Genomic DNA, 16,207 nt, shown 5'->3' on the forward strand with positions numbered 1-16,207 from the left:
AGTTGGCTATATTTTAGAGATTATTTTTAGAATTTAAATCATTTTTTATTATTAGTTTTGCAGAAATGTTTGAAGTTATTTTTTCTTTTAATATATCGAAACCATCAAGGTTATATTCAGCAGTTTTTTCAGTTTCTACATATACTAATGTTTCATTAGGGATATTATGATTTTTTAATATCGATTCTAGAACTTTGGGAATAATATTTTTATTAAATGGAGGATCTAAAAATATAATTAGCTTAGAATTGTTGGCGTCAAAACTTGCAAGGGCCTTTATGCTATCAGTTTTATATATTTCATAATTCTGTATTTCTAATGTATTAATATTTTCTTTGATTTGCTGCAAAGCTTTAAAATTAAGTTCATAGAATATGGCTTTTGAAGCACCTCTTGATATGCTTTCTATACCTAGGCTACCACTACCAGCAAAAGCATCAATGCAAATGATATCATGTATATATGGAGCTAACCAATTAAAGATAGTTTCTTTAAGCTGATCAGAAGTTGGACGTAAGCCATTAACATTGGGAAATTTTAGTCTTCGATTTCTGTATTTCCCAGATATTATACGAATAGTATTTGTCTTCACTTATTCGATATCTCCAACCATTACTGTAATTATGTTATTTTCTTGTATAGCTTGGTAAGCATCATAAATTTGTGTAGCAGTAACATTATTGATATGCTCAACATAAGTATCAAAAAAATCTAAAGGCAGATTTTTATTTGCGATTGAAGATAGCATATTTAGCTTAGAGCTATTTTTTACACAGCTTAATAAATGTGTGCCTTCAATATGCTTTTTAGAGTTTGTTAGAGTTTGTTCATCTATAGTAGAGTTGATGAAATTACTATAGACACTATTTATAGTTTCTAAGGCAAGATTTGGATTGCTTGTTTGAGCAGATATTACAAAGCTACCATAATCAGGATTAATATTAGCTGTGCTTGAGATATTATAAACTAATCCAAGCTCTTCACGAACTTTATTGAAAAGCAGAGAGTTTAGACCACCACCGCCAAGTATTTCATTTCCTAGTTTTAGTGGGAAATATAATGGATCATTAATATCAAGTAACAATTGATGACCTGTTAGTATAGCAGTTTGTTTACTTGAGAACTTATTTTTAATTATTTGAGAGTTGTTTTTTTGTTGAGCAAATTTTTGCGTATTTTTTTTACCTTTTGGTAAAAAACTAACTAGGCTCTGAGAAATATCTTCAGCCTGTATTTTATCAATAGCACCAACTATACATATATTGGCATTATTTGCACAAATATTTTCACTAAAGAAATCTTCAATATCTTTTTTTGATATTTTTTTAATAGTTTCTTTGTAGCCAATTGTTGGCTTGCTATAAGGATTATTTGCAAAAATATGCTTTGAAAATTCAAGTGAAGCCAAGTAGTTAGGCTGTTGATATAAGTAATCAATATGAGTAAGAGTCTGAATCTTTTCTCTTTCTAATATATCAGCATCAAAGTCGGGGAAGGTGAAAATTTCTTGTAGTATATTAATAGTATTATTAATAATATTGAGGTCATTTAATAGACGAATTTTTATATTAAAAAATTCTTTAGTAGTTTCTGAGTGTATAGATATTCCACTATCAGTTATTTTATTTATAAGCTCTTGTTCACTAGATTTTTGAGTTTTTGTAGCGAACATTCCTACTGCTAAATCAGCTAAGCCATTTAGATTGCTATCAAATGCTGATCCAGCTCTAAAGTTAAGCTGAATATCAACTATTGGTAGACTAGGAGATTCTTGGAAATATACTGTTGTATTATCTATATCAAATTTATGGATCATAGTTCCTAATCCTTTAATAAGTGAAGAGATGTAAGATTGTTTTTGCCAAAATACCTATCAAGTACACGGTTAACATCGTTAATTGACACATCATAGAGTTTCTCAAGATACTTATAGTAGTCAACATCTAGATTTATACTAGCAAGAGAGCCTATCAAATTTGCTTGAGTTTCAAGTGAATCCATAGCAAATACTTTATCAGCTTTTATGGTTACTTTTGCTCTATTTAATTGTTCTTGAGTTACGCCATCGTTTTTAAGTTTAGCAATAGAGTCTTCTATTTTATCCTGAATTTTATCTAGGCTTTGATCATGGTTTGCTATTGCTGTGATAGTAAAAATATCTTCTCCTTTTATAAAAGGGGAGTATTCGCTATCTATATGACAACAAAGATTTTCATCTCTAACTAGTTGCTGCTGTAATATTGATGCATCAGCACTACCAATAATATTATTTAGGATCATTAAAGCAAAAGGATCATTATCATGATAATCAGTTGTTAACGAGGGTGTTATGTATCCTAATATCGCAGCATCTGTATCATTTGGTGATTTTTGTACTTTTGAGTGTCTATAGCCAATATTTATTAAGCTTGGCTCTTTTGCTATATTCATCAATTTAGATTTGGGAATACCACCAAAGTAATCTTTTATCATAGGTATAGCAGATGATTTATCAATATCACCTACAAGAACAATACTAGCATTGTTTGGAGCATAGTTTTGTTGGTACCATTTTTTTAGATCATTAAGTGTATAATTTTCAATATCTTCACGCCAGCCAATTATTGGAGTATGTCGAGAGTTATTTTGATATGCAAGTTTCATAAATTGTTCAAAAGCATAACTAAATGCTTTGTCATCTACGCGTAGATTTCTTTCTTCAAGTACAACCTTTCTCTCTGGAATAAATTCATTTTCATCAAATAGTAAGTTTGACATTCTTGATGATTCAATAGATAGGCTTAGTTCTAGATTTTTTTTATGCCAAAACTGATAATAAGCAGTATAGTCAAATCCTGTGAATGCATTTTGCACACCACCATTATTTTCAACTATACTGTTTAGCTCATCTTTAGTATATTTATCAGTACCTTTGAACATCATGTGTTCAAGCATATGAGATATGCCGGTTAGTTTAGTAGGTTCGTATGTTGATCCTACCTTATACCAAATTTGAGCGAGAGCAACAGGTGCTCTAGAGTCTTTTTTTATATATATATTAAGATCATTATCAAGGGAGTATTTATCGATGCTCATATAAGTTTCTTATGTTTCTTTAGATTTTATAAATAGATAAATTAGTAATATCAATGCAATAACTGTAGGACCTGCGGCACCAAGTATAGTTGGTAGGTGTAGAATTAATGCAATTGGACCAAATATTTGGTTAATGATAAAAAATGCAAAACCAAAAAATGCACCTAGTAGTAATTTAAGTATCAGTGTTGATGATCTGGTTGATCCGATACTTAATGGTACAGAAAGTAATATTAATACCATTAATGCTAATGGTTGAAAAATCTCTTGCCAGAATTTTAGTGATATTGAATCTTTAGCTTGGCTATTAGATAACATATATCTAGTCAACTGGGTGAAATTTAGATAATCATTGTCATTGATAGTGATAACTTTGGCTACAGATATTGGTATAGGGTTAGACCAGATAGCTTTATAAACATTCTCTTTAACATCTATATGTTTAACATCTTTATTAGGAAATGTGACGACACTGACATTAAATACATTCGCTGTAGCATCGTTCACATATTCAGCTTTTTCAGCATATCTAACTTCCTGTACTTGGTTATCTTTAGTTATAAACTTTCTTATACCGTATGCTTTTCCTTCATTTGGATTGATGTTTGATATATTCATGAAGCCATCAGGAGTTTTTAGCCATAAATCATGAGTGTTATATGCCACAGTATTTGAATCAGCAAGTTTTTGTAAAACTGGGGCAATATACCCACCAAAAACCATAGTAACTATAGAGCCTATGATACCAACTAGTACAACTCCTTTTGCGATTTGAGCTGTAGAGCGGCCAAAAGATCTCAATACTATTATCTCGGAGTTGTTTGCAAGTAAGCTAAGTCCCATTAGAGCGCCCACCATAGCACAAGCGGGAAGTAGTGTGTATAAAATTCCTGGTAATTGGTATATGGTTATTATAATAAGCTCTATATTACTTGCTCCTGTATCATTGTTACTTACTTGTGCTAGATAAGTAAAAATAAAAAACAAGATACAAAAAATTAAACTTACAATCAGAAAGCTACTAAATACTGTTTTGAATATGTAGCGATCAATACGGTTTAAAAACATTTATTTTTCCTTCTTAGAAGATCCATTATCTTTTCTTATAGTTCTGATAGCATAAATTATAAAAAAGATGTGAGGAAGCCAAAGTCCGACCCAAACTGGTAATTTACCACCAGTCATAAGAGTGTTTACAAACATGTTGCTACACAAATATACTGCTAGAACAACAACTGATGGTAGTAGTTTAGCATATTTGTTCTGTCTTGGTCTTAGCCGACAAAGCGCAAGTGCAAGTAGTGATGCTACTATAACAGAAATAGAGTTGTTAATACGCCCAAAGAACTCTCCGCGAGAGACTGTACCATCATCTTTGTCAGTAAAGTTTTCTATAAGAGTGTGCATATATAATCTATCAACTTTATCATGATTGTAATCACGATCAGATGTATCAAAGATTGTATAGATAGCATTTTTAGCCGTGTCATAAGTATGTTCGTATGTTTTGGGCTCTTTTGTATATATGTGAGCATCATGGAAGTCTACATATGCAGCGCCCTTATCTGTTATAACTTCTGCGACAGGTGCAGTTACTACTTTATACTCATCACTATTATCTGTAGCCATATACAAAAATACATCTTTAAGAGTATTTCCTGATTTACTTTTTATATATATGACTTTTCCGTCAGTAGTTTTAATTATTTTGTCATCGGTTATTGAGGACAAAAGAGCTTTTGCTGTTAGTGAAGCTTGATAAATATCCTGAGTTTGTTTGGATAAGGGGTTAATGTACATTACGGTTAAAAATGTAATGATGGTCAGAGCATACACCGGCTTCATGGTATTTTTGACTATTTGCATCCATGTAACTCCACCTGCTAGAGTTACAAACATCTCATTATTTGCAAAGTACTTACCAAAACAAATCACAATAGCTAGAAATATTGCGATAGGAGCTACTAGACTTACGTTCCCAGGTATTGTTAGTGTCACAAACTTTATAATTGAGTCAATACCTAAACCTTGCGAGTATGCTTGTTGAAAAAGTCGAATAAGTAAGTTAGCCGATACAATAGATATTATGAATAATGTAATCGATGTAAAGGTGTTAACTATGTCTTTATTGTAATATTTTTCAAGAATCAATGTATGTCACTATGTATATATAATAATTATGCTATCTGCAATTCTATATTTTTTATAAGCAAAAGTCAGTAGATAAGAATAGCTAGCTTTTAATTTTAATGCGATAAATATTCTTTTTTGATATTATGTTTATAAAATTGTGTTACAAATAATATAGGATATCTAATGAAAATTGTTGTAAATAATCAGTCGACGTTGTCTGCTGAAGTATTAATCGTTGCTCAAGAAAATCTTAAAAAATTAGTTGCTGAAACAAAGTGCCCAAATTCCAAATCTTTATTGGATAAAAAAGTTTTTAAAGCTGAGTCTGGTGAGGTTCTTCCTTTGCTACATGGTGATAAGGTTGTGATTCTTTTAGGTCTTGGTCTTAGACAAGATTTTATAGCATCAGAATACGATAAGATTATTGCTAAAGCAGCTGAGCAGCTTAAAAAGCTCAATATAAAAGAAGTTTCTGTAAACATAGATTATATATTTGATAATGCTAACGTGAAGCAATTTGCATTAGACACTGTTAGAGCATTTATCTCTGAAACTTATGTTTTCGATCAGCTAAAATCTAAAAAAGAAAATTTCTCATTAGAAGCGATTGAGTTGGTGTATTCAGGCAATCAAGATCTTGAAGATGCTGCTAAGATTGGTTCAGCGATTGCATGTGGTCAAAATTATGCTAAAGATTTACAAAACCTTCCTGCTAATATCTGTAATACTGACTATATGTTAAATGAGGCGAGAGATTTAACATCTAAATATGAAACATTTAATCTTAACTATCTAGATCAAGATGCAATGGCAGAGCTTGGTATGGGTTGTGCTCTAGCTGTAGGTCGTGGATCTGATATGTCTAATTATACTGTTTGTATGGAGTATAATGGTGGAGATGAAGATGAAGCGCCTATAGTACTGGTTGGTAAAGGTTTAGTCTTTGATAATGGCGGTATTTGTATTAAGCCAGCAGCTGGGATGGACTCTATGAAAATGGATATGGGCGGTGCTGCAGCTGTTATGGGTACAATGAAAGCTCTAGCAATGTTAAACCTTCCTATAAATGTTGTTGGAGTTATGGGGTTAGCAGAAAATGCTGTAGATGCTAGATCTTATAGACCTGGTGATGTACTTAAGAGTATGAAAGGTATAACAGTAGAAGTAAGCAACACAGATGCAGAAGGTCGTTTGGTGCTTTGTGATACATTAACTTATATCGGTAAATATAATCCCAAAGCAGTTATTAATATGGCAACTTTAACAGGTGCTATGATTATATCTTTAGGTGATGCTTTTTCTGGATTGTTTGCAAATAGTGATAAGTTAGCTAATAGTCTTCAGCAAGCAGCTGATGTTTCTAATGATTTGGTGTGGAGATTACCTTTGCATAAGCCATACCTTAAGAAATTAGAAAGTAAAGTTGCTGATATGGATAACTGTGGTCGTGATAGATCGGCTGGATCGATAGTTGCTGGATTATTCTTATCAAAATTTACGGAAGATTATGAATGGGCTCATCTTGATATTGCAGGGTCTGCAATGGGAGATTTTGCTAGCTGTAAAGCAACAGGTAGACCAGTACCGCTACTAGTACATTATCTTTTATCTCAAGCTAAATAGTAGATTATTAGCTTATCTATCTCTAGTATATTTTTTCTAATATGATAGAATATTTCTGTAATTAAATATCACCTCTTTTAGATTTTAATTACGGAGATTAAAAATGTTAAGAATTACTCAACAAGCAATCACTTTTGATGATGTGTTGCTTTCGCCTAGATATTCAAACGTACTTCCACATCAAGTAGATTTGAAGACAAATATTACTAGAAATATTCAATTGAATATTCCTTTAGTTTCTGCGGCTATGGATACCGTTACTGAATCTCGTCTTGCTATAGCTATAGCTCAAGAAGGTGGGATTGGTATTATTCATAAAAATATGTCTATACAAGCTCAAGCTCAAGAAGTTAAAAAAGTAAAAAGATTTGAAAACGGAATGGTAATTGATCCAATTACTATAAAGCAAGAAAGTTCAATCAAAGAAGTTATGCAGCTTGCGAAAGAGCATAACTTTTCTGGTTTTCCAGTTGTTGATGATAATAATATGATTATTGGTATTGTTACTAAGCGTGATTTTAGATTTGCTAAAGACTTGGATGAACCAGTAAGTTCTATAATGACGCCTAGAGATCAGTTAGTAACAGTAGCAGAGGATGCTTCTCAAGGCGCAATCAAGAAAAAACTTCATGAACATAAAATAGAGAAGTTGCTTGTAGTTAATGAACAAGGTGAGCTAGTTGGTTTGATAACAACAAAAGATATCGAAAGATCACAAAACAAGCCTAATGCTTGCAAAGATTCGCTTGGCCGTCTAAGAGTCGGTGCTGCTGTTGGTACTGCTGCAGATACAAAAGAGCGTGTTGCTGCGTTAGCAGCAGAAGGTGTTGATATAATTGTGGTTGATACTGCGCATGGTCATTCTCAAGGTGTGCTTGATATGGTTAGATGGGTCAAGGATAACTATCCAAATATTGAGGTTGTAGGTGGTAATATTGCTACAGCAGAAGCTGCAAAAGATCTTGTTAAGGCTGGTGCTGACGCTGTGAAAGTGGGTATAGGTCCTGGCTCAATATGTACTACAAGAATAGTTGCAGGAGTGGGTGTACCACAGATTACAGCGATATCAAATGTTGCTGAAGCTTTAGAAGGCACAGGAGTCCCAGTTATTGCTGATGGCGGTATCAAATTCTCTGGAGATATAGCAAAGGCTATAGTTGCTGGAGCATCGGTTGTTATGATTGGTGGTCTTTTTGGTGGTACTGAAGAGTCGCCTGGTGAGGTTGAACTTTTTCAGGGACGTTCTTATAAGTCATATCGTGGTATGGGGTCACTAGGCGCCATGGAGCAGGGTTCTTCTGATAGATACTTCCAAGGTAATACTGATGCTAAGAAGTTCGTTCCGGAGGGTGTCGAAGGTAGAGTGCCTTACAAGGGTCATCTAGCTGCAGTTATTCACCAGTTAATAGGTGGTTTGAGATCTAGTATGGGATATACTGGTTCAAAAGATATCCAAACAATGCGTACAGAACCTACATTTGTTCAAATTACTGGAGCTGGTTTGAAAGAATCACATGTCCATGATGTAACAATTACAAAAGAGCCACCTAATTATCAGTCTTAAAATTTCTTGATTATTGTCATAGTAAGTTATAATTTACTATTATTTTCTAAATATAAAAACAATGTCACAAGCTATACTGTTCTTAAATGGTAGTATTGATTTATTTTTTTGTGAAAAGTATATTCAGAGCAGTATTAATGATCTTGATATATTTTGTGCAGATGGTTCTTACGAAAAGATCAATAAATCTAAATATTTAAACTCAAAAGTCAAAAAAGTTATAGGCGACTTTGACTCGTTTGCTGTTTTAAATGATGAGCTATTTCTCATTGATAAGGATCAATATTCTACTGATTTTGAAAAATCACTAGAATATATAATATCTCTAGGTGTTTCAAAAATCTATGTGTTTGGTGCATCAGAAGGAGAAATGGATCATTTCTTATGTAATATTACTATTGCTAAAAACTATATGCAAAAGATAGAAATTGAGTTTATAGATATATATTCTAGATATTTCTTTATACCTAAAAAATATACTGTAAGTGGTGTATTGGGTAAGATGTTTTCAGTTATGCCTTTTGGATATGCAGAAAATATATATTATAATGGTCTTAGGTATCCTTTAAGCGGAGCAAGCTTGAGTATAGATACTGGTACAGGTGCAAGAAATTATGCTACAGAGGATAAGGTTGAGATATCTTATTCACGTGGGGATATTTTATTGTTTATATCGCATGCAAAATATAAGGATAGATTAAATGCTATTTTGTAATGATTCTAATAAAGAGCTAAAAGAACAGAAAGTAAGCTTATCGCATGAGTTTGCTACAGATAATCACAGAGTTGAGAAATTATCTTTAAAGTTTGAGAATATATATTTTGATTATTCAAAAAATCTTGTAAATGACAATATATTGAAAACTCTTTTGGAGTCAGCTAGTAAATCTAATCTTAAAAATAAAATCCAGCAGATGTTTGCTGGAGAAAAAATTAACTCTACCGAGAATCGATCGGTTTTACATACTGCATTACGCGATTTGTCTAATTCTCCATTAGTTATAGATGGACAAGATATTCGTAAAGAGGTAAATGAAGAAAAACAACGTGTAAAAGCTCTTGTTGAAAAAGTAACATCAGGAGAGTGGAAAGGTTTTTCAGGTAAAAGAATTACGGATATTGTGAATATTGGAATTGGTGGTTCAGATCTTGGACCTAAGATGGTTGTCAGAGCATTACAACCTTATCATTGTACTGGATTAAAAGTACATTTTGTTTCAAATGTTGATGCTGATTCATTGCTACAAGCTTTGCATGTTATTGATCCTGAGACAACCTTATTTATTGTGGCTTCTAAATCATTTTCAACAGAGGAGACTCTGCTAAATTCTATTTCAGCTAGAGAGTGGTTACTTGATCATTATGAAGATGAAAAAGCTGTAGCTAACCATTTTGTTGCTATATCTAGTAAATTAGATAAAGTAGAAGAGTTTGGTATAAATCTTGAACATTGCTATAAAATGTGGGATTGGGTTGGTGGTCGCTATTCATTATGGTCATCAATAGGGATGTCGATAGCTTTTGCAGTTGGTTATGATAATTTTGAGAAACTTTTAGCAGGTGCCTACTCTATAGATAAGCACTTTAAAGAAACCGAGTTTGATAAAAATATTCCTGTTATTATGGGGCTATTAGCAAGCTACTACTCTTGTGCTTATCAGAGTCAATCACAGGCTTTACTCCCTTATGATGAGAGACTTTGTTATTTTGTCGACTATCTTCAACAGGCCGATATGGAAAGTAATGGTAAATCAGTAAATCTTGCAGGTGAGGGTGTTGATTATCAAACAGGTGTTGTGCTTTGGGGTGGTGTTGGCACAAATGGACAACATGCTTTTCATCAACTTCTACATCAAGGTAATGTTTTTATTCCGGTTGATTTCATTGCTGTAGCGACAAGTCATCATAATTATGATAATCATCAACAGGCTTTACTAGCTAATTGTTTTGCTCAGTCACAAGCGCTAATGTTTGGACAATCTTATGATATGGTTTATAATGAGCTCTTAAATTCTGGTTTGAGTGAAGTTCAAGCAAAACAGTTAGCACCTCACAAAGTGATTCCAGGAAATAGACCAAGTACGACAATTTTACTAGATGAGTTGAGTCCATATACCCTTGGAGCACTTATAGCCTTGTATGAACACAAGATATTTGTTCAAGGAGTATTGTGGGATATCAATAGCTATGATCAATGGGGTGTTGAGCTTGGTAAAAAACTTGGTAAAAATATTTTAAAGGCAATGAGCGATGACTCTTCAGCGGAGTATCAAAATTTAGATGAGTCAACTAAATGGCTTATAGCGAAGGTAAAAAGTAAATAATGGTTATTAGTAAGGGAAAAGGTTTTTCTTTAGTTGAGACAATGGTTGTTATTGTCATTATGACTATATTGATGATGGCAGCAATTAGTTCCTTTTCTTTTTACTATAAAACATTTGCCGAAACTAGATTAACTAATTTACAAAAACTTATTGAGTATGGTGTTATCAAAGCTCGTTCAGATGGCAAGACTGTAATTGTTTGTGCTGCTAATTCAGATAGTTTTGACGGAACGGGTAAGTTAGATAAAAATAGTTTTTCTTGTTTAAACTCAACTTCATGGAATGATGGTCCAATAGTAGCTTTTGAAAGTGCAGATGGTACTGAGTTATATGATGGGAATACCGATGAAATAATAGCTAATCTTCCTCAAGGTAATGGAGGAAATATCTACGTTAATTTAGCAGGTAATTCTGGTTTTATAAGGATATCATCTAATGGATTTATGGCTACGGGCAATGGTAACGTCACATATTGTGATAGAAATAATAAATACCAAGCAGCATTAGTTATTAACTTAGTGGGCAGAGTAGTTTATACTGACAGTCCTACAAGAGAGGGCGGTGGCGCGTATACTTGTGAATAATTTAATTTGTGTGTTATTAAAAGGAGAAAATAAATAATGACAAATGGTAGAGTGCCTATGACTCCAGCAGGAGAACAAGCATTAAGAGCAGAGTTGAGTAGATTAAAGAAAACTGAAAGGCCTGCGATTATTGAAGCTATAGCAGAAGCTCGTGATCATGGGGATCTAAAAGAGAATGCTGAATATCATGCTGCTAGAGAGAGACAAGGTATTATTGAGGGCAGGATTAAAGATATAGAATCAAAATTATCTAACGCTCAGGTTATTGATGTAACAAAACTTCAAGCTAATGGTATGGTCATTTTTGGAGCTACTGTCACAGTTATTAATGTTGATACAGAAGAAGAAACTACATACCAGATAGTGGGCGAAGATGAAGCTGATATAGATAATCATAAGATATCTGTTGTAGCGCCATTAGCTCGTGCTTTGATTAAAAAAGAAGTAGGTGATGAGATTATCTTAGATACTCCTAAAGGTAAAGTTACATACGAAATTGTAGAAGTAGAATATAAATAATCTTTAACCTAATGGATATTCCTCTAAAAAATTCTTTATGAAAAAAATTATCATCAAGGGTGCAAAAACCCATAATCTAAAAAATATCGATGTTGAAATACCTAGAGATAAGCTTACTGTTATTACAGGATTAAGCGGTTCTGGTAAATCTTCACTAGCATTTGATACTTTGTATGCAGAAGGACAAAGACGTTATGTTGAGTCGCTATCTTCCTATGCTAGACAGTTTTTATCGATGATGGATAAGCCAGATGTTGAGCATATAGAAGGTCTATCTCCTGCTATTTCAATTGATCAAAAAACAACATCTCATAATCCGAGATCTACCGTCGGTACTGTTACTGAGATATATGATTATTTGAGGGTATTTTTTGCTAGGGCAGGAACGGCTAAATGTCCAGTTCATCAAATAGAACTTAAAGCACAGACAATCAGTCAGATGGTTGATAAAATCCTAGAGTTTGATGAAAATACACGCTTAATGATATTAGCTCCAATTATTTCTCAAAAGAAAGGTACTCATCATACTCTGTTAGATAAGATATTAGCGCAGGGGTATATTCGTGTACGTATAAATGGAGAGTTTTTTAATTTAGATGAAGATTATCCAGAGTTAGATCGCTACAAGAAACATAACATAGAAGTTGTGGTTGATAGGTTTAAGCCTAAAAAAGATAATGAGCAACGAATTGCAGAGTCTATAGAAACTGCTTTAGATCTTGGTAATGGTATCGTCAAATTAGTAGATATGACTAACGAAACTGCTGATGATATTTTATTCTCATCTAAGCATGCCTGTCCGTTGTGTGATTATGCTCTCAAAGAGTTATCACCAAGAATTTTTTCATTCAATAGTCCGTTAGGAGCTTGTAGTAGTTGCGATGGTCTAGGAGTCAAAGAATTTTTTGATGAGAAAAAAGTAATAATAGATCCAACAATTTCACTTAAACATGGAGCAATTGTTAAGTGGAATAAGACAAATCAGTATTATTACTCACAATTGGAATCTTTAGCTGAGCATTATAAGTTCTCATTAGATGAACCTTTTGAAAAATTATCTAAAAAGATTCAAGAAGTAATCTTATATGGCTCAGGTGATGAGGCTATTAAGATGACTGTTGATTCAATTAGGGGTGGTAGGCAAACTAGGGTCAAGCCATTTGAGGGAGTTATACCTCACTTTGAGCGTAGATACTATGAGTCTGATTCTGATATGGTCAAAAAAGACCTATATGAGCTTATGAGTAATCTCAAATGTAAGTCTTGTAATGGTGCTAGAATTAATGAATATGCTAGAAATATATTTATAGAAGATAAAAATATAGCAGATGTATGTGCTTTGTCTATAGATGATTTATTAAAGTGGCTTGATAAATTAGAATTTGTCGGACAGCAAAAAGTTATTGCAGAGAATTTACTTAAAGAGATTAGATTAAGAGTCGAATTTTTAGCAAATGTTGGTTTGGAGTATTTAAGCCTTTCAAGACAAGCTGATACTCTTTCAGGTGGTGAAGCACAGCGCATTAGGCTAGCTAGTCAAATTGGTGCTGGTCTAGTGGGAGTTATGTATATATTAGATGAGCCATCTATCGGACTTCATCAAAGAGATAATCAACGTCTTTTAGATGCGTTGCATAATCTTAAGGATCTAGGTAATACAGTTATCGTCGTTGAACATGATGAAGATGCAATTAAACAAGCAGATTATATTATTGATATGGGACCAATGGCGGGTGTTCATGGTGGCGAAGTAGTAGCATCTGGGGATTATCAGGCAATTATCAAAAATAAAAAATCTTTGACTGCTGATTACTTAAGTGGTCGTAAGAAGATAGAAGTTCCAAAGACTAGGCTAAAAGCTAGTAAAAATCGTCATATTGAAATAAATGGTGCTACTGGAAATAATTTGCAAGGCGATAATTTAAAAATTCCAGTTGGAGCTTTGACTTGTGTAACAGGGGTATCAGGTTCTGGTAAATCAACTTTGATAAATAGGACACTATACCCTTTGGCATCTAGATTACTAAACAGAAGTACGCTTGTACCTATGGAATATAAATCTCACAAAGGATTTAACCACTTAGATAAGGTTATTGATATTGATCAGTCGCCAATAGGACGTACTCCTCGTTCTAATCCAGCTACATATACAGGCGTTTTTACTCCTATAAGAGAGTTATTTACAGCTACTGCAGAATCAAGATCAAGGGGTTATACTGCTGGAAGATTTAGTTTTAATGTGCGTGGCGGTAGATGTGAAGCTTGTCAAGGTGATGGCGTTATAAAAGTTGAAATGCATTTCTTGGCAGATGTTTATGTTGCTTGTGATGTTTGTGAAGGAAAGCGTTATAATCGTGAAACTCTTGCCGTACAGTACAAAGGAAAAAATATATACGAAGTATTAGAAATGACTGTGGAGGAGGCTCTAGAGTTTTATGAAGCTGTTCCGAGTATCAAAACTAAATTAGAAGCTTTGATGAACGTGGGATTATCCTATATTAAGTTAGGCCAAAGTGCGACTACTTTATCTGGTGGAGAAGCTCAAAGAGTTAAGCTAGCTAAAGAGCTCTCAAAACGCTCAACGGGTAAGACTTTATACATTTTAGACGAACCAACAACTGGGCTACATTTCTATGATATTCATCAACTGCTAAAAGTAATTATGGATTTACGTGATAGAGGTAATACAGTAGTAATTATTGAGCATAATCTTGATGTTATTAAAATGGCTGATTGGATAGTAGATTTAGGTCCAGAGGGCGGAAGTAAAGGTGGGCAGATAATTTTTGAAGGAACGCCTGAGGATATTACTAAATGTAAAAAATCTTATACGGGGAAGTACTTAAGTAATTTACTTTGATTAAGATGTTGAAACTTTATTTAAGTTATTAGGTTTGCAAAGTATCACATAAGCTAAGATAGCTAATAAGCCTAAAAAGTATATAACCTGAACCCATGCAAAAGCAGAAGAAGATATAATAGAATCAAAGCTTATATCTTTAACCCCAGAAAGCATTGCTAAAACCACACTCGCCCATGATATGGCAAATGCATTTGTTAGTTGAATTATTGAACTGTTAACAATTGTCGCAGGACTCATGTGTTCATCATTTTCAATGGAGTTATAAATTCCTGCATTACAAACTATAGTAAACATCCCAAAACAAATACCGATTATTATAAGTAAAACTGAGAATGCAAAAAAGTTAAAGTCAATAAAGACTATTCCTAGGCTCAAATATGTAAAAGCCATTATTGTAAGAGTTATCACAAAAAACTTATAAAAATGTAAGCTGATTAGTACTTTTTTTACTATCTTTTTAACATACCATGCTGGCATTATAAAAAACATTAATGCTAGGCCTGATTCAAAAGCAGAAAAGTGTTGCTTTGTCTGTAAATATAATGGCAGAAGGAAAGACATCCCCATTATCAGTAAGCGAGTCGTAGAGCTTATAATAGTAAGATATTTAAAGCAGTTGTTTTTGAAAATGTTTAGATTAATAACGGCATTATCACCTAATCGTATTGCATGTCGAAGATATACTACAAATAAAATTATAGATGATAAAAGTATTAACCATTTAATATTTGGAAGTATGCTTGCATCAATCATAAGATCAATAAAGAACATTAATAAAGCTATTGATATTCCAAGAATTAGAAAACCTTTAAAATCAAACTTTCTAATTTTTGCTACCGAAATATTAGGTAAGTAGATGCTTATTAGTATTATACAAATTAGCACAATAGGAAAGTTAATAAAGAATATCATTCTCCAGCCAATATAAGTTGTCATCGCACCTCCAACTAAAGGTCCAATAACGGGTCCTAATGTAGCAATAACTGCAACTATTGACATCGCTGTCAGTCGATCATTTTTGAATATTCTAACCATAGCCAAACGAGCAACTGGAGCAGTAAATGCTCCAAAGGCTCCTTGAAAGGCTCTAAATATTACTAAGCTAATAATATTTGTTGATAGTCCACAAGCTACAGAAGAAATAATAAACCCTATTAAAGAGATGATTAGAAGTTTTTTGCAACCTATTTTATCTGAGATCCAACCAGATGCAGGGATAAATAGCCCCAGAGCTAACAGATAAACAGTTACAGCTACCTTAAGAGCTAACGCATTTACTTGAAAATCATTTGCTATTTGAGGTAGGGCAGTATTAAGTGCAGAACCATCAATTAACTCTATGAGAAAAACTATACCAATTGTATAGGCTATTATTTTATTTTTATCCATTATAAATTTAAGAATTACGTTCGTTTTGACAACAATTAAGTATCATCAATAGATTAGTATATATTTATATTGCTCAATATCATATTGATATTTATACAATTATTTGGCAAAACGACTAGCTAATAATCGAATT

Annotated in this window: 13 protein-coding genes; 7 read left to right on the top strand and 6 right to left on the bottom strand. The window is 33.0% G+C overall.

From position 1 onward, the window contains the following. Positions 1 to 13 precede the first annotated feature (13 nt). Genes rsmD through lptF form a run of 5 tightly spaced genes read right to left on the bottom strand, consistent with a single transcriptional unit; the run spans position 14 to position 5,226 of the window. Entirely contained in the window at positions 14 to 592 is a 579-nt protein-coding gene (gene rsmD / locus IMS64_RS03030; protein WP_211490865.1) for a 16S rRNA (guanine(966)-N(2))-methyltransferase RsmD, read from the bottom strand. Further along, on the bottom strand, positions 593 to 1,816 hold the full coding sequence (locus IMS64_RS03035; protein ID WP_211490866.1) for a M16 family metallopeptidase: 1,224 nt from the start codon (positions 1,814 to 1,816) through the stop codon (positions 593 to 595). Between the two features lie 5 nt (positions 1,817 to 1,821). Next, complete coding sequence (locus IMS64_RS03040) at positions 1,822 to 3,075, bottom strand: M16 family metallopeptidase (protein WP_211490867.1); 1,254 nt, start codon at positions 3,073 to 3,075, stop codon at positions 1,822 to 1,824. A 9-nt stretch (positions 3,076 to 3,084) separates the two neighbouring features. Further along, the gene (lptG, locus tag IMS64_RS03045; RefSeq protein WP_211490868.1) at positions 3,085 to 4,143 is read right to left on the bottom strand and encodes an LPS export ABC transporter permease LptG; all 1,059 of its coding nucleotides are present in this window, start codon (positions 4,141 to 4,143) and stop codon (positions 3,085 to 3,087) included. Continuing rightward, entirely contained in the window at positions 4,144 to 5,226 is a 1,083-nt protein-coding gene (gene lptF / locus IMS64_RS03050) for an LPS export ABC transporter permease LptF (protein WP_211490869.1), read from the bottom strand. It lies immediately after the preceding gene. A 165-nt stretch (positions 5,227 to 5,391) separates the two neighbouring features. Between lptF and IMS64_RS03055 the strand changes: the two genes are divergently transcribed. The 7 genes from IMS64_RS03055 (at position 5,392) to uvrA (ending at position 14,682) form a co-directional block, all read left to right on the top strand. Continuing rightward, positions 5,392 to 6,831 (top strand): leucyl aminopeptidase, encoded by a 1,440-nt coding sequence (locus IMS64_RS03055; protein WP_200156728.1) that lies wholly within the window; start codon positions 5,392 to 5,394, stop codon positions 6,829 to 6,831. A 103-nt stretch (positions 6,832 to 6,934) separates the two neighbouring features. Beyond that, positions 6,935 to 8,395, top strand: a complete 1,461-nt coding sequence (gene guaB, locus IMS64_RS03060; protein WP_211490870.1) for an IMP dehydrogenase — start codon at positions 6,935 to 6,937, stop codon at positions 8,393 to 8,395. A gap of 61 nt (positions 8,396 to 8,456) precedes the next feature. Next, entirely contained in the window at positions 8,457 to 9,110 is a 654-nt protein-coding gene (locus IMS64_RS03065) for a thiamine diphosphokinase (RefSeq protein WP_211490871.1), read from the top strand. Then, positions 9,097 to 10,719 (top strand): glucose-6-phosphate isomerase, encoded by a 1,623-nt coding sequence (pgi, locus tag IMS64_RS03070; RefSeq protein WP_211490872.1) that lies wholly within the window; start codon positions 9,097 to 9,099, stop codon positions 10,717 to 10,719. Before IMS64_RS03065 ends, pgi begins: the two co-directional genes overlap by 14 nt. Beyond that, positions 10,719 to 11,303 (top strand): GspH/FimT family pseudopilin, encoded by a 585-nt coding sequence (locus IMS64_RS03075; RefSeq protein WP_012279695.1) that lies wholly within the window; start codon positions 10,719 to 10,721, stop codon positions 11,301 to 11,303. Before pgi ends, IMS64_RS03075 begins: the two co-directional genes overlap by 1 nt. A 36-nt stretch (positions 11,304 to 11,339) precedes the next feature. After that, the gene (gene greA / locus IMS64_RS03080) at positions 11,340 to 11,822 is read left to right on the top strand and encodes a transcription elongation factor GreA (RefSeq protein WP_014715204.1); all 483 of its coding nucleotides are present in this window, start codon (positions 11,340 to 11,342) and stop codon (positions 11,820 to 11,822) included. A 37-nt stretch (positions 11,823 to 11,859) separates the two neighbouring features. Further along, a complete protein-coding gene (gene uvrA, locus IMS64_RS03085) occupies positions 11,860 to 14,682 on the top strand; it encodes an excinuclease ABC subunit UvrA (RefSeq protein ID WP_211490873.1) in 2,823 nt (940 codons plus the stop codon). Here the strand turns inward: uvrA and IMS64_RS03090 are convergent, their stop codons facing one another. Continuing rightward, on the bottom strand, positions 14,683 to 16,074 hold the full coding sequence (locus IMS64_RS03090) for an MFS transporter (protein WP_004288045.1): 1,392 nt from the start codon (positions 16,072 to 16,074) through the stop codon (positions 14,683 to 14,685). Positions 16,075 to 16,207: the final 133 nt, after the last annotated feature.

It is taken from the genome of Francisella philomiragia (assembly GCF_018135955.1).
GTDB classification, from domain to species: domain Bacteria; phylum Pseudomonadota; class Gammaproteobacteria; order Francisellales; family Francisellaceae; genus Francisella; species Francisella philomiragia.

Excerpts from the sequence above, each read along its gene's own strand:
- pgi (WP_211490872.1), top strand. The coding sequence starts at position 9,097 with ATGCTATTTTGTAATGATTCTAATAAAGAGCTAAAAGAACAGAAAGTA.
- guaB (WP_211490870.1), top strand. The coding sequence starts at position 6,935 with ATGTTAAGAATTACTCAACAAGCAATCACTTTTGATGATGTGTTGCTT.
- IMS64_RS03055 (WP_200156728.1), top strand. The coding sequence starts at position 5,392 with ATGAAAATTGTTGTAAATAATCAGTCGACGTTGTCTGCTGAAGTATTA.
- IMS64_RS03040 (WP_211490867.1), bottom strand. The coding sequence starts at position 3,075 with ATGAGCATCGATAAATACTCCCTTGATAATGATCTTAATATATATATA.
- IMS64_RS03075 (WP_012279695.1), top strand. The coding sequence starts at position 10,719 with ATGGTTATTAGTAAGGGAAAAGGTTTTTCTTTAGTTGAGACAATGGTT.
- IMS64_RS03065 (WP_211490871.1), top strand. The coding sequence starts at position 8,457 with ATGTCACAAGCTATACTGTTCTTAAATGGTAGTATTGATTTATTTTTT.
- IMS64_RS03035 (WP_211490866.1), bottom strand. The coding sequence starts at position 1,816 with ATGATCCATAAATTTGATATAGATAATACAACAGTATATTTCCAAGAA.
- greA (WP_014715204.1), top strand. The coding sequence starts at position 11,340 with ATGACAAATGGTAGAGTGCCTATGACTCCAGCAGGAGAACAAGCATTA.
- IMS64_RS03090 (WP_004288045.1), bottom strand. The coding sequence starts at position 16,074 with ATGGATAAAAATAAAATAATAGCCTATACAATTGGTATAGTTTTTCTC.
- uvrA (WP_211490873.1), top strand. The coding sequence starts at position 11,860 with ATGAAAAAAATTATCATCAAGGGTGCAAAAACCCATAATCTAAAAAAT.
- lptG (WP_211490868.1), bottom strand. The coding sequence starts at position 4,143 with ATGTTTTTAAACCGTATTGATCGCTACATATTCAAAACAGTATTTAGT.